At 68.4% G+C, this 14,306-nt stretch carries 12 protein-coding genes and 2 pseudogenes; 8 read left to right on the plus strand and 6 right to left on the minus strand.

What is annotated here, in order from left to right; translation table 11 throughout:
- Nucleotides 1-2 precede the first annotated feature (2 nt).
- From creB to AC3WL8_RS15675, 5 genes are all read right to left on the minus strand, one after another.
- Nucleotides 3-695, minus strand: a complete 693-nt coding sequence (creB, locus tag AC3WL8_RS15655; RefSeq protein ID WP_492378415.1) for a two-component system response regulator CreB — start codon at nucleotides 693-695, stop codon at nucleotides 3-5.
- Between the two features lie 9 nt (nucleotides 696-704).
- Complete coding sequence (locus AC3WL8_RS15660) at nucleotides 705-1,832, minus strand: NAD(P)/FAD-dependent oxidoreductase (protein WP_492378416.1); 1,128 nt, start codon at nucleotides 1,830-1,832, stop codon at nucleotides 705-707.
- A gap of 238 nt (nucleotides 1,833-2,070) precedes the next feature.
- Nucleotides 2,071-3,396, minus strand: coding sequence for a sigma-54-dependent transcriptional regulator (locus AC3WL8_RS15665; RefSeq protein ID WP_041227706.1), 1,326 nt, complete (start codon nucleotides 3,394-3,396; stop codon nucleotides 2,071-2,073).
- Nucleotides 3,397-3,404: 8 nt separating this feature from the next.
- Complete coding sequence (locus AC3WL8_RS15670; protein WP_492378417.1) at nucleotides 3,405-5,411, minus strand: sensor histidine kinase; 2,007 nt, start codon at nucleotides 5,409-5,411, stop codon at nucleotides 3,405-3,407.
- 70 nt (nucleotides 5,412-5,481) lie between these two features.
- On the minus strand, nucleotides 5,482-6,777 hold the full coding sequence (locus AC3WL8_RS15675; protein ID WP_114133821.1) for a dicarboxylate/amino acid:cation symporter: 1,296 nt from the start codon (nucleotides 6,775-6,777) through the stop codon (nucleotides 5,482-5,484).
- 391 nt (nucleotides 6,778-7,168) lie between these two features.
- Here AC3WL8_RS15675 and AC3WL8_RS15680 point away from each other — a divergent pair, with 391 nt between their 5' ends.
- From AC3WL8_RS15680 to AC3WL8_RS15715, 8 genes and pseudogenes are all read left to right on the plus strand, one after another.
- On the plus strand, nucleotides 7,169-7,489 hold the full coding sequence (locus AC3WL8_RS15680) for a (2Fe-2S) ferredoxin domain-containing protein (RefSeq protein WP_010814863.1): 321 nt from the start codon (nucleotides 7,169-7,171) through the stop codon (nucleotides 7,487-7,489).
- Between the two features lie 140 nt (nucleotides 7,490-7,629).
- Complete coding sequence (locus AC3WL8_RS15685; RefSeq protein WP_492378418.1) at nucleotides 7,630-8,271, plus strand: alpha/beta hydrolase; 642 nt, start codon at nucleotides 7,630-7,632, stop codon at nucleotides 8,269-8,271.
- Between the two features lie 62 nt (nucleotides 8,272-8,333).
- A complete protein-coding gene (locus tag AC3WL8_RS15690; protein WP_013955398.1) occupies nucleotides 8,334-9,533 on the plus strand; it encodes a D-alanyl-D-alanine carboxypeptidase family protein in 1,200 nt (399 codons plus the stop codon).
- 61 nt (nucleotides 9,534-9,594) lie between these two features.
- Nucleotides 9,595-9,903 carry a YbeD family protein gene (locus AC3WL8_RS15695; RefSeq protein WP_211980647.1) on the plus strand — a complete coding sequence of 103 codons (309 nt, stop codon included), beginning with the start codon at nucleotides 9,595-9,597 and terminating at the stop codon, nucleotides 9,901-9,903.
- Between the two features lie 210 nt (nucleotides 9,904-10,113).
- Nucleotides 10,114-11,310: a class I SAM-dependent rRNA methyltransferase gene (locus AC3WL8_RS15700; protein ID WP_013955400.1), complete on the plus strand. Its 1,197-nt coding sequence runs from the start codon at nucleotides 10,114-10,116 to the stop codon at nucleotides 11,308-11,310.
- A 59-nt stretch (nucleotides 11,311-11,369) separates the two neighbouring features.
- Nucleotides 11,370-11,477: pseudogene (locus AC3WL8_RS15705) on the plus strand (helix-turn-helix domain-containing protein); the annotation flags it as partial.
- 160 nt (nucleotides 11,478-11,637) lie between these two features.
- A pseudogene (locus AC3WL8_RS15710) lies at nucleotides 11,638-11,790 on the plus strand (aldehyde dehydrogenase family protein); the annotation flags it as partial.
- 55 nt (nucleotides 11,791-11,845) lie between these two features.
- Nucleotides 11,846-12,058, plus strand: a complete 213-nt coding sequence (locus AC3WL8_RS15715) for an aldehyde dehydrogenase family protein (RefSeq protein ID WP_492378419.1) — start codon at nucleotides 11,846-11,848, stop codon at nucleotides 12,056-12,058.
- Nucleotides 12,059-12,067: 9 nt separating this feature from the next.
- Here AC3WL8_RS15715 and AC3WL8_RS15720 read toward each other — a convergent pair whose 3' ends face one another.
- Entirely contained in the window at nucleotides 12,068-14,167 is a 2,100-nt protein-coding gene (locus tag AC3WL8_RS15720) for an ATP-dependent helicase (protein ID WP_041227708.1), read from the minus strand.
- Nucleotides 14,168-14,306: the final 139 nt, after the last annotated feature.

The following is a 14,306-nucleotide window of genomic DNA, read 5'->3' on the forward strand; positions in this document are numbered from 1 at the left end:
GCTCACGGTTCCAGCGAATAGCCCATGCCGCGATGGGTGCGGATGCGCTCGGCGCCGTCTGGCGAGGCCTCCCGCAGCTTGGCGCGCAGGGTCTTGATATGGGTGTCGACGGTGCGGTCGCTGGTGTCGAGCGCGTCTTCCCAGACGCCCTCCATCAGCTGCGCTCGCGAATAGATACGGCTCGGATGCGCCACCAGCCAGGCCAGCAGCAGGTACTCGTAGCGGGTCAGCTCCAGCCAGCGGCCGCGGTAGGCCAGGCGAGCGCCGTCCTTGTCGTGGGTGAAGCCGGCGACCTCGTCGCCCTTCGCTGTGCTGCCGCCGCGCGCCCGGCGCAGGATGGCGCGCACGCGCGCGGCCAGTTCGCGCGGCGAGAAGGGCTTGACCACATAGTCGTCGGCGCCGATCTCCAGCCCGACGATGCGGTCGATCTCTTCATGGCGCGCGGTCAGGAAGACCACCGGCGCATTGCTGAAGGTGCGCAGCGTGCGGCAGACCTCGAAGCCGCTCAGGTCCGGCAGGCCCACGTCGAGGATCACCAGGTCGGCCGCGCCGGCGCGCATGCGCTCGAGCGCGGCGCCGCCGAGCGTGCAGTGCTCGGCCAGCATGCCGTCGGTGCGCAGGGCATAGAGGATGGTGTCGGCGATGGCCTGCTCGTCTTCCACCACCAGGATCCGCGGTTGTTCCATGCCCGGCATTCTAGCCGGTCAGGCGCTGGCCGCCGTGCGGGCCGGCGGCGCGGGTTCGTCGCCCTGGCGCTTGTGGAAATAGATCTGCTCCGCCGCCCAGCGCAGCGGCGGCGAGTACAGCATCAGGTCAAAGGGCCAGTCGCACTGGAAGCGGTCGAACATCCAGCGCAGCGCACGTTTGGCGCGAAAGCGCGGCGCGCTGGCGGTGGCGACGGCTTCCGGCGCCGGGCCGCCGCGCAGCAGGTGCGCGGCCACGGCCTGGCCGACCGACTCGCCATGGGCAAAGGCATAGTGGATGCCGCCGGCGGTGACCGGCGAGACGATGCCGGCGGCATCCCCCGTCAGGATCACGCCGTCGCGCGCCAGCGGGAAGACCGGGCCGCCGCACGGGATCAGGCCCGCGCGCGTCGCCGCAGGCTGCGCCAGCTGCGGCAGCCCGGCGCGCTCGCGCACATGCGCCAGCAGCCCGTCCAGGTCCGGCGCGCGGCCGTGACGCGGCAGGTAGCGCAGCGCCAGGCCGGCCTGCACGCCGGTGGGGTTCTGCGCGATCCAGCCGATATAGCCGGGCGCGAAGCGCCGGGTGATAAAGCAGTGCAGCGCGCCGGGCTCGGGCAGCGCCAGTCCCGGGAACTCGTATTCCACGCCATACAGGAAGCTGTGCACGCGCCCCAGCCCGGCACACTGTGCCACGCGCGACTTCGCGCCGTCCGCTCCCACCAGATAGCGCGTATTGCCCACGCCGGTCACATGCCATCCGCCGTGGCGCGGCACTGCGCCCACAAACGCCTGGCCCAGGCGCAGTTCGACCCGGTGGCACACCAGTTCGGCGGCCAGCCAGCGCATCAACCGCGGCGTATCCGTAGTGTGGAAGTAATAGCCCGGCGCGCTCAGGTCGATGCTGCGCAGCTTGGGCGAGTACAGCCGCACCTGCTCCACCCGGTGCACGCAGTCGGCCGGCGCGCGGCCCAGCCAGGTTTGCTCGATGGCTTCCTTGACCAGGATGCCGGTGGTGTGGAGCTTGTCGCCCAGATCGGTCTTGCGTTCCAGCACCAGCACGCGCAGGCCGGCGCGTGCCGCGGCCAGGGCGCAGGCTGCGCCGGCAAAGCTGGCGCCGGCGATGACGATGTCGTAGTCGAAAGAGGGCATGGCAGTTCCCGGAGATGGAAGGGCTCCAGTCTGGCCAGCGGGGGTGAGGGGAGTGTGTGGGCAGTGTGAAGTGGCGGGGCGGGGTGAATCACCCAAAAAAACGCCCCGCATACGCGGGGCCATCAATTACCACGAAGATTGATACACACGGCGGGCACCTGCCAATGCCACAACCGCCACCGAAGGATAGTTCGCCAATGTGACGGCCACGTGGCAGCGGAATGAAGGCAGCGTGACATCACAGCCCGTAGCGCTTGATCTTGTCATAGAGCGTAGCCTTGCCGACTTGCAGCAAGTCCGCCGCCTGGCTGACCGCACCACCGGTGCGCGCCAGTGCATCTGCAATCACGGCGCGCTCGAAGTGCTCCATCCGCTCGCGCAGCGGCGCGGCTTCATCGGGGCCCGCGGCCTGCGCACCTGCCTGCCCGCCCTCCGGCACGCCCAGCACCATCCGATCCGCGGCATTGCGCAGCTCGCGCACATTGCCAGGCCAGGGCCGCTGGGCCAGTGCCTGGCGTTGCGCCTCGGACAGGATCGGCGCCGGCCGCTGGTAGCGCACCGCAGACACCAGCGAGAAATGCTCGAACAGCGGCACGATGTCCTCGCGCCGTTCGCGCAACGGCGGCAGCGCAATGGTGACCACGTTCAGCCGGTAGTACAGGTCCTCACGGAAGCTGCCCTGCGCCACCAGCGCATCCATGTCGCCCTTGGCCGCGGCGACGATGCGCACATCGATCTTCACCGAGGCATTGGACCCCAGCCGCTCCAGCGAGCCTTCCTGCAGCACCCGCAGCAGCTTGACCTGCAGCGCCAGCGGCATGCTCTCGATCTCGTCGAGGAAGAGCGTGCCGCCCGAGGCATGTTCTAGCTTGCCGATGCGGCGCTTGCCGGCGCCGGTGAAGGCGCCGGCCTCGTGGCCGAACATCTCGCTCTCGAAGATGGCCTCGGGCACCGCGCCGCAATTCAGCGCGATAAACGGGCCTTCGGCACGGCCGGACAGCGCATGCAGGCTGCGCGCCACCAGTTCCTTGCCGGTACCGGTCTCGCCGTTGATCATCACCGGCACGTCGGTGGGCGCGACATTGGCCACCAGCGCGCGCACCTGCCCGATCGCGGGCGAGCGGCCGATGATGCGCGTGCCCGCCGCAGGGCCGGCCAGTTCGCGGCGCAGCGCCTGGTTTTCCAGTTCCAGCGCGCGGCGTTCCAGCGCGCGGCGCACGGTGTCGGTGAGGCGGTCGGCACCGAAGGGTTTTTCGATAAAGTCGTAGGCGCCTTCGCGCATGGCCTGCACGGCCATGGTGATGTCGCCATGGCCGGTCACCAGGATCACCGGCACGCCCGGCGCGGCGTTGCGGCAGTGCTGCAGCAGGTCCAGGCCGCTGGCGCCGGGCAGGCGCACGTCGGTCACCACCACGCCGGCAAAGGCGCCGTGCAGGTGCGGGATCGCGGCCTCGGCGGAGGGCAGCGCCAGCACCGCGAAGCCGGCCAGCTCCAGGCTCTGCGCGGTGGCCTGACGCACCAGCGGCTCGTCTTCGACAAACAGGACACGCAGACCGTCTTGCATGGCAATACTCATTGAGAGGCGGAAACCGATGGTGCCGGATCGATGGCGGGGGCGCGCGCTAGCACCAGCGTGAACTGCGCGCCGCCGCCGGGCACGTTGGCCACGCTCAGCTGGCCGCCGAACTCGCGCACGATCGACGACGAGATCGCCAGCCCCAGCCCCAGGCCCTGCCCGGTTTCCTTGGTGGTGAAGAATGGTTCGAACAGGCGCGGCAGCGCTTCCGGCGCGATGCCGGTGCCGTTGTCGCGCACGACGATGGTGACGGCGTGGTCTTCTGCCTGCACGTCGAGATCGATCTGTCCCCGCGCCGGCGCGGCTGCCGCAATCGCATCCAGCGCGTTGCCGAGCAGGTTCAGCAGCACTTGCTCCAGCTTCAGCTCATCGGCGCGCACGGCGAGCCCGGGCAGGGCGTCCAGGCCGGTGACGCTGACCGTAACCGCGCCCAGCCGCGGCGCCAGCAGCGCCAGCACGTGGTCGACCGCCGCGCGCAGCGCCACCGGCCGGCGCACCGGGCGGGCCTTGCCGGCAAACAGCTTGAGCTGGCTGGTGATCTTGCCCATGCGCTCAGTCAGGTCAGCAATGGCGGTGAGGTTGCCTTCGGCCGCGGCCAGCTGGCCGCGCTCCAGCAGCACGCGGGTGTTGTCCGAGAACGTGCGCAGCGCCGCCAGCGGCTGGTTCAGCTCATGCGTGATGCCGGCCGCCATCTGCCCCAGCGCGGCCAGCTTGCTGGCCTGCACCAGTTCGTCCTGGGCCGCGCGCAGCTCGCTTTCCGCACGGGTGCGCTCGGCCACTTCATCTTCCAGCTTTTCATTGATCGCCATCAGGTCGGCGGTGCGGGCCTCGACGCGGCGCTCCAGCTGGTCGTAGGCGGCCTCCAGCAGGCGGCGGCTGTACTGCATGTCGCGCGCGCGCTGGCGGCGCTGGCGCCAGTTGACCAGCAGCAGGCAGATGCAGGCATAGGCCAGCGCCGCCGCCACGGTGGCGTTGCGCGCATTGGCCAGCACCGGCTCCAGCGGCGCCATCACCTGCATGGTCCAGCCAGCGGGGCCGACCGTGCGGCCCAGTTCCAGGTAGCGGTCGGCGCGCTCGGCGCCGTCCGGGGCAAAGGTGGTCCTGGTGGCGGGCGATTCGTCGCGCACGCGCACCAGCCGCGCGCCGTCGGTCAGTGTGGTGTCCGCCAGCCAGCGCGTGACCGGCGAGGTCAGCGGCTCCAGCGGCAGCGGCGTCACCGCGCGGCCGTGGTACTGGCGGGTGTTTTCCATCTCGGCCTGCAGCGCCGGCGGCAGCGGGCGCAGGGTGCGGTACTGCCAGGCCGACACCGACGACAGGAAGATCACGCCATGGTCGTCGCTGACCATCAGCGGCTCGGCGCCGCTGCCGGCGCGCTGGAACCACTCCAGGTTGAGCTTGACCACGGTCACGCCGATGACCTTGCCGCCCGACTCGATCGGCTGCGCGAGGTAGTAGCCGGGCTCCTCGCTGGTGATGCCGATGGCATAGAAACGCCCCATCTTGCCGCCCGCGGCGGCCTGGAAGTAGGGGCGGAAGCGGTAGTCGGTGCCGACAAAGCTGCCGGGCTGGCCGTGGTTGCTGGCCGCCAGCGCAATGCCGTTGGCGGCGATCACATAGGTGGCCGAGGCATGCGCGCGGCGATTGACCTCCGCCAGGTACTGGTTGGCGGCGGCCACGCGTTGCGGGTCGTTGGGGGAGTCCAGCAGCCCGCGCACGAAGGGGTGCAGCGAGACCAGCGCGGGCAGGAATTCGTAGCGGTCGAGGGTGCTTTCCAGCGTGGCGGCGTAGCGGTCGGCGCGCGTGGCTGTGCTTTGCTGCAGGGTGGCCAGGCCGCGCTGGACCGAGACCAGCCAGGTCAGCGCGCACAGCAGCAGCAGGCCCGCGGCCAGGGCGACCGCAAAGCCCCACCAGCGGCCGTTGCCGCTGTCCGGCGCATGGGCCGGATGCGCGGCAGACGGGGCGGCGGGGTCATGCACGGCGAGAAAGTCGTCTGAGTGTGGCATCGGCGCGCGCGAAGGCTGTCGCGCCGATGATACTCGCTGGCGGGTGGCCGGGGCAGCCACCCGCATGGCGTCAGACGTTCTGGCCGGCGTCGGCCAGTACTTCAGCATCGCGGCCGCCGTGTTGCAGCTCACTGTTGAGCTTCTTGCGGTCAAGCTCGCGCTCCCATGCCGAGACCACCACCGTGGCCACGCCGTTGCCGATGATGTTGGTCAGCGCGCGGCACTCGCTCATGAAGCGGTCGATGCCAAGGATCAGCACCATGCCCGCCACCGGGATGGTCGGCACCACCGCCAGCGTCGCGGCCAGCGTGATGAAGCCCGAGCCGGTCACGCCGCTGGCGCCCTTGGAGGTGATCATCGCCACCGTCAGGATGGTCAGCTGCTGCATCAGCGTCAGCTCGATGCCGGTTGCCTGTGCAATGAAGATCACCGCCATCGTCATGTAGATGTTGGTGCCGTCCAGGTTGAACGAATAGCCGGTGGGCACCACCAGGCCCACCACCGAGCGCGAGCAGCCGAGCTTTTCAAGCTTCTCCATCATGTGCGGCAGCGCCGCTTCCGACGAGCTGGTGCCCAGCACGATCAGCAGCTCTTCCTTGATGTACGAGATGAAGCGCAGGATGCTGAAGCCGGTCAGGCGCGCCACCGTGCCCAGCACGAACACCACGAAGACGATGGCCGTGAAGTAGAAGGTGCCGATCAGCTTGAGCAGCGGCACCAGCGAGCCCAGGCCGTACTTGCCGATGGTGAACGCCATCGCGCCGAAGGCGCCGATCGGGGCCACCTTGGTGATCACGTGGACGATGTGGAAGAACACCTTGGAGACCTGCTCGATCAGCTGCACCACGATGCGCGCGCGCTCGCCGAGCACGGCCAGCGCGGCGCCGAAGAACAGCGACACCAGCAGGATCTGCAGGATGTCGCCGTTGGCGAAGGCGCTGAAGACCGTGTCCGGGATGATGTGCATCAGGAACTCGACCGTGCTCTGGCCGTGCGCCTTGGACACGTACTGGGCAATGGCCTTGGTGTCCAGCGTGGCCGGGTCGATGTTGAAGCCCACGCCCGGCTTGAGCAGGTGCGCGGCGCCCAGCCCGATCAGCAATGCGAAGGTCGACACCACTTCAAAGTACAGCAGCGCCTTGCCGCCGACGCGGCCGACCTTCTTCATGTCGCTCATGCCGGCGATGCCGGTCACCACGGTACAGAAGATGATCGGGCCGATGATCATCTTGATCAGCTTGATAAAGCCATCGCCCAGCGGCTTCATGGCCACGCCGGTGTCTGGCCAGTAGTGGCCGAGCAGGATGCCGACGAAGATGGCGAACAGGACCTGCACGTACAGGATCTTGTAGAAGGGTTTTCTCATGATGTCGTCCTCGGTGTTGACCGTACCCGGCGGGGCCGCGCGGGCTGCGCGCCGTCACGGTTGCGGCGCGTTCAGGGAGGGAATTCGCAACCGCCGTGCCAGTCGAACCGGCATTGCTAACTGGTTGATTCACAAGGAAACGACGGCCTGGCAGGGGCGTGCGGCCTCCGGGATTCCGGAAATCCGGACGGTGTGGCTCCGGGGTTTCGGAATGCCGGAGGCATCACAGGTGCGCGAAGCGCCACCCGCCGGGAGCCGTCGGCAACTTCGACGGCCGTGCCAGGGCGCCGCCATCGCGGACATGCCGCCGCGACACCGTATAATTCCGAGCTTCCGTTCAATGCCGTCCGGGCTGTGCCGCCGTCCGGGGCCGCCTTCTCACACCGTACGCATGAGCAGCTACTACCAGCACCACGTCTTCTTCTGCCTGAACCAGCGCGAGGCCGGCGAGAACTGCTGCGCCAACCACAACGCCCAGGCGATGCAGGAATACGCCAAGAAGCGTTGCAAGGAACTGGGCATCGCCGGCGGCGAAGGCCGGGTGCGCATCAACAAGGCAGGCTGCCTGAACCGTTGTGAACTCGGCCCGGTGCTGGTGGTCTACCCCGAGGCCATCTGGTACACCTTTGTCGATGAGCACGACATCGACGAAATCATCGACAGCCACCTGATGAAGGGCAAGCCTGTCGAACGGCTGATGGTGGACCGCTGAACGAACCGAGGCCGGCGCATGCCGGCTTGTTGTTTCCCAGTTTCGCCGCTTTGCCGTATTGCCCGCCGCCCGCCCGCCAGCCGGACGGTTTTTTTCATTTTTGCCCGGGCTTGCCGCCGGGCGCTTGCTTCACCGCCATCATGAACGCGCATACCCAGGTACTTTCCATTGCCGGTCCCGCCGGTGCGATCGATCTCTCGGTAGACCTGCCGCAAGGTGAGCCGCGCGGCCTGGCGCTGGTGGCGCATCCGCATCCGCTGTTCGGCGGCACCAAGGACAACAAGGTTGCGCAGACGCTGGCGCGCAGCTTCGTGCAGCTGGGCTATGCTACGGTGCGCCCCAACTTCCGCGGCGTGGGCGGCAGCGCCGGCGAGCATGACAACGGCATCGCCGAGCAGGACGACCTGCTGGCCGTGGTGGCCTGGATGCGCCAGCAGACCGCGTGGTCGGCACAGGCCGCAACGCTGCCGCTGGCCATGGGCGGGTTCTCGTTCGGCAGCTTCGTCACCACCCACGTGGCACGCCGCCTGGCCGATGCCGGCACGCCCGCGCAGCGACTGGTGCTGGTGGGCACCGCCGCCAGCCGCTGGCAGGTGGCCGAGGTTCCGGCCGATACCATCGTGATCCATGGCGAACAGGACGACACCGTGCCGCTGGCCAGCGTGTTCGACTGGGCCCGCCCGCAGGAGCTGCCGGTGATCGTGATCCCCGGCGCCGACCATTTCTTTCACCGCAAGCTGCATCTGATCAAGCAGCTCGTCGTCAATGCGTGGGACCGGTGAGGCCGGCACGCCGCCACCCGGACCATCCCCGCGCCACCTTCTTACTGTCGGAAAACAGAAACATGCTGAATAGAGCCACGACACGCCTTTCGTCCGCTTTTGCTCCCGCCGCCATCGCCGCCGCCGTCGTGCTGGCCGCCGCGCCTGCCGCCGTCCTGGCGCAGGGCGTGCCGATGCCGCAGGTCGCAGCCAAGTCGTGGATGCTGTATGACGTGACCAGCGGCCAGGCCCTGGCGTCGCAGAATGCCGACGCGCGCATCGAGCCGGCCTCGCTGACCAAGCTGATGACCGCCTACCTCGCGTTCGAGGCACTCAAGGAAAAGCGCCTGACGCTGGACCAGTCGGTGGTGCCGACCAGCCTGGTGCTCAAGGTCAAAAGCGACGAGTCGCGCATGTTCATCGAGCCCAACAAGCCGGTCACCGTGCAGGACCTGCTGCTGGGCCTGATCGTGCAGTCGGGCAACGACGCCGCGCTGGCGCTGGCCGAAGCCGTGGGCGGCTCGGAAGAGGGCTTCGTCGCGATGATGAACCGCGAGGCCCAGCGCATGGGCATGAAGAACACCCACTTCACCAACACCGACGGCATTCCCGACCCGAACCACTACACCACCGCGGTGGACCTGGCGACGCTGACCACGCGCCTGATCAAGGACTTCCCCGAGTACTACGCCATGTACTCGCAGAAGGAGTTCACCTATAACAAGATCAGGCAGCCCAACCGCAACCGCCTGCTGTATATCGACCCGACCGTGGACGGGGTCAAGACCGGCCACACCAAGTCCGCCGGCTACTGCCTGATCTCGTCGGCCAAGCGGCCGCTGGCCAACGTGCCGGACGGCTCGCGCCGCCTGATCTCAATCGTGATCGGCACCACCACCGAACAGGTGCGCACCCAGGAAAGCCTGAAGATCCTCAACTACGGCTTCCAGTTCTTCGACACGCTGCGCCTGTACGACAAGGGTCAGGTGCTGGCCACGCCGGACATCTACAAGGGCAAGAGCGGCACGGTCAAGATCGGCGTGCAGAACGAGACCTTCGTCACCGTGCCCAAGGGCACCGGCGGGCGCCTCAAGCCGGTGCTGGAGCGCCAGGAACTGCTGATCGCGCCGATCTCGGCGGGCCAGCAGGTGGGCATGGTCAAGCTGATGGACGGCACCAACAAGGTGGCGGAGTTCCCGGTGGTGGCGCTGGAAGAAGTGCCTGAGGCCGGCTTCTTCGGCCGCCTGTGGGACACCATCCGCCTGTGGTTCAAGCGCAAGTGACCTGAATGCGCGCAAGCTGGCGCGCCATGCGGCGCGCCGGTTTCGTGCCGGAGAATCCGACATGACAACCGACAACCAAGGCAGCGGCAACAAGACTGGCGATATCCCGCCGGAGCAGTCGCTGATCGAGTATCCCAGCCACTTCCCCATCAAGGTGATGGGCGCGATGCAGGACGGCTTTGCCGAGGCCATCGTCGAGCTGGTGCAGGGATTCGATCCCGACTTCCACGCAGGCAAGATGGAAATGCGCCCCTCGAGCGGCGGCAACTACCTGGGCCTGACCGTGACGGTGTGGGTGACCAGCCGCGAGCAGCTCGATGATTTGTATCGGGCGCTGACTTCGCATCCGATGGTGAAGGTGGTGCTGTAAAGGCCCTCCCTCCCGCTCTGTTTTCTCCCCTCTCCCGCGCGCGGGAGAGGGGCAGGGGGTGAGGGCAGGCGCTGGCATACCGACACGCATCACTTCGTCGACGCTCCCGCCCTCACCCCCACCCCTCTCCCGCAAGCGGGAGAGGGGAGCCGCCTTGATGCGTTCGCGCCAGTTTCAATTGCTGGTGGCCTGCAGTTTCCCCATACCAACATGAACACCATCACCCTGAAACCCGGCAAGGAAAAATCCCTGCTGCGCCGCCACCCGTGGATCTACGCCACCGGCATTGCCACGACCGAAGGGCGCTGCGAGCCGGGCGCAACCGTGATCGTGCGCGCCGCCGACGGCCGCTTCCTGGCCAAGGCCGCCTACAGCCCCGAGTCGCAGATCCGCGCGCGCGCGTGGACCTTCGATGAAAACGAGCCGGTCGACCACGCCCTGTTCAAGCGCCGCGTGGCCGCGGCCATTGCCTACCGGCGCCAATGGGTGAAGGACAGCGACGCGGTGCGGCTGATCTTCGGCGAATCCGACCGGCTGCCCGGCCTGATCGTCGACTACTACGGCAATGGTGAAAAGGGCCAGCTGGTGTGCCAGTTCAATTCGGCCGGCGTGGAACACTGGAAGACCGCGATCGTGCAGGCACTGGTCAAGGAGACCGGCTGCCCCAACGTCTATGAGCGTTCCGATGCCGCCGTGCGCCAGCGCGAAGGCCTGGAGCTGGTGACCGGCGTGTTGGCCGGCGCCGAGCCGGATCCGGCGCTGTCGGTCACCGAGCACGGCGTGCGCTACTACGTCGACGTGCGCAACGGCCACAAGACCGGCTTCTATGTCGACCAGCGCGACAACCGCAAGCTTGTGGGCGACCTGGCCGTCGGGCGCGAGGTGCTGAACTGCTTCTGCTATACCGGCGGCTTCTCGCTGGCGGCGCTGCGCGGCGGCGCCACCTCGGTGACCTCGATCGATTCATCGGGCGAGGCGCTGAAGATCGCCGCGGGCAATGTCACGCTCAACGGCTTCGAACCCGAGCGCGCCACCTGGCTCGATGCCGACGTGTTCAAGACCCTGCGTGAATTCCGCGCCGAGGGTCGCCAGTTCGACCTGATCGTGCTGGACCCGCCCAAGTTCGCCCCGTCGGCGCAGCATATCGACCGCGCCGCGCGCGCCTACAAGGAAATCAACCTGGTCGGCATGCAGCTGCTGCGCCCGGGCGGGCTGCTGTTCACCTACTCGTGCTCGGGCGCGATCAGCATGGAGCTGTTTCAGAAGATCGTGGCGGGCGCGGTCACCGATGCGCGCGCCGATGCGCGCATCCTGCGGCGGCTGTCGGCGGGCACGGATCACCCGATGCTGGCCGCGTTCCCGGAAGGGGAGTACCTGAAGGGATTGCTGCTGGAAAAGGTGGCGTAGGCCAGCCAGGCCACGCCTTCACGGACGGGCAGGCGCGAGTCACGAACAAACTCTCTGAAATGCATGCCTTCGTGGCCGTGGTCGATGCCGGCAGCATTACCGAGGCGGCACGGCGGCTGGACACGACCAAGTCGGTGATCAGCCAGCGTGTGCAGATGCTGGAGCAACGGCTCGGCGCCGCGCTGCTGCAACGCGGGCGCGGTGCCGCGGCGACCGAAGCGGGGCAAGTCTTCCACGAATACTGCATGCGCATCCTGGTCGAGGTGGGCGAGGCCGAGGACGCCGTACTCGCCGCCAATACGAGCCTGCGCGGCCTTCGAGGTCGGCATGGTGCCGGCCAAGCTGCGCTACTACGCCGGGCTCGCGCTCACCGAATACGGCCGCGCCGCCGAGCCGCGGCCGGGGCGGCTGTCGCTGGTGCTGCGCGAGCCGATGGGCGTGGCCGGCATCATCGTGCCGTGGAATTCGCCGGTGGTGCTGATGGTGCGCTCGCTGGCGCTGGCACTGGCGGCGGGCTGCACGGCGGTGATCAAAGATGCCGGGGCAGACGGCGCTGACAAATGCGCTGGTGGCGCGCATCATGGCGCGCGCGCTCGAGGCGGGCACCGTGTGGATCAACAACTGGGCGTCGGTCTACGACGAATTCGAGGAGGGCGGCTACAAGCAGTCGGGGCAGGGCCGGCTCAACGGCGTGGCCGCGATCGATGACTTCGTCGAATACAAGCACATCGCGCTGGCACCGGGGTAGCGCGCAGGCTCAGCGCCACATATTCCGCATCCGGCTGGCCAGGTCCACCGGCGCCAGCGCCGGCCTTGCCGGCGCCTCGCCCGGCATCGGCGGCGGCGGCCAGGCACGGCTGTGGAAGTTGGGCATCACGCGATTCGGCAAAAAGCGCGTGCGCGACGCATACACATGCCGGTCGCCGAAGCCCACCTGCTGGTGCACGTAGAAGCGCTGCGGCACCACGATGTCCAGGTGGTCCTTGGCCCGCGTCATCGCCACATAGAGCAACCGCCGTTCTTCCTCGATCTCTTCGGTGGTGCCGGTCGCCAGGTCGCTCGGCATGCAGCCGTCGACCGCATTGAGCACGTACACCGCCTTCCACTCCTGGCCCTTGGCCGAGTGGATGGTCGACAGGATCAGGTAGTCCTCGTCGCGCGAGGGCACGCCGGATTCGTCGCTGGAGGCGCTGGGCGGGTCCAGCGTCAGCTCGGTCAGGAAGCGCTCGCGCGCGCCGTAGGTGGCGGCGATGCGCTCCAGCTGCTGCAGGTCGGCCTGGCGCGCGGCGGCATCGTCGTGCAGGCGCTCCAGGTGCGGCGCGTACCAGGCCAGCACTTGCTCGAACTCCGACGGCCACGGCGAGGTGGGCGCCATCAGCGCGCGCGCCAGCGCCAGCAGGTCGGCCCAGGCGGGCGCGGCGGCCGGCGGCGGCTCGAATTCCTCCAGCGAGAACAAGGGCTCGGTGGCCAGCGCCATCGCATCCAGCACGCGCGCCGCGGTCTTGGGGCCGATGCCGGGCAGCAGCTGCAGCGTGCGGAAGCCCGCCATGCGGTCGCGCGGGTTTTCCAGCCAGCGCACCACCGCCAGCACGTCCTTGACGTGGGTCGACTCCAGGAATTTCAGTCCGCCGAACTTCACGAACGGGATATTGCGCCGGGCCAGCTCGATCTCCACCTGCGCACTGTGGTCGGCGGCGCGGAACAGCACCGCCTGCGCCATCAGCGTCAGGCCGGCCTCGCGCCGCGCCAGCACCTGCTCGACCACGTAGCGGGCCTGGTCGGCCTCATCGTTGACCACGATCACGCCGGGCTTTTCGGCCGAGGCGCGCTCGGACCACAGGTCCTTGGTATAGCGCTCGGCCGCCAGCCCGATCACGGCGTTGGCGGCCTGCAGGATCGGCTGCGTCGAGCGGTAGTTCTGCGACAGCGTGACCTGCTGCGCGGCCGGCGTGAACTGCGCCGGGAAGTCCAGGATATTGCGGACGGTAGCGCCGCGGAAGGCGTAGATCGACTGCGCGTCGTCGCCCACCACGGTCAGGCCGCGGCCGTCCGGTCGCATGGCCAGCAGGATCGACGCCTGCAGCGCATTGGTGTCCTGGTATTCGTCGACCAGCACATGGTCGAAGCGCGCGCCCATGTCCTGCGCGATGGTGGGCTCGGCCATGGCCTGCGCCCAGTACAGCAGCAGGTCGTCATAGTCCAGCACATGCTGCTTCTGCTTGGCCTCGACATAGCCGGCGAACAAGGTGCGCAGCGCATCGGCCCACATCGCGTAGCGCGGGAACTGCTGCCTGAGCACGTCTTCCAGCAGCGCCTGGGTGTTGACCACGCGCGAGTAGATCGACAGGCAGGTTTCCTTCTTCGGGAAGCGGCTGGCGGTCTCTGACAGCCCCAGGTCGTGGCGCACCACGTGCATCAGGTCGGCGGCATCGCCGCGGTCGCTGATGGTGAAGGCGGGCGACAGGCCCAGGGTCTCGGCGTATTCGCGCAGCAGGCGCGCGCCGATGGCGTGGAAGGTGCCGGACCATTGCAGCGCCGCGCGCCCCGCGCCGGTCTGGGTGCCGAGTGCCTGGTCGACGATGCGCTCGACGCGCCGTCCCATCTCGGCCGCGGCGCGGCGCGAGAACGTCAGCAGCAGGATGCGGCGCGGATCGGCACCGGCCAGCACCAGGTGCGCGACCCGGTGCGCCAGCGTATTGGTCTTGCCCGAGCCGGCGCCGGCGATGATCAGCAGCGGCGCGTCGCTGCCGTGTTCCACCGCGGCGCGCTGCTCCGGGTTGAGCCGGGACAGGTAGGCGGGGACGTCATCGGCGTCAGGGGCCGCGAGGTCGGCGGCGGGGGCTAGGTCCAAAGTCACAGGCGGGGCTCGGGGAAGGCTCAGAAAAGGCTGGCGCCAACTGTATATCCATACAGGGATGTCGCGCAACCTGCTGCCCTGGCGATCGTGCCTAAAAACAAAAAAAGGTGCTCAATGAGCACCTTTTCGCTGCGGTTGC

It is taken from the genome of Cupriavidus sp. FW305-F7 (assembly GCF_058782875.1).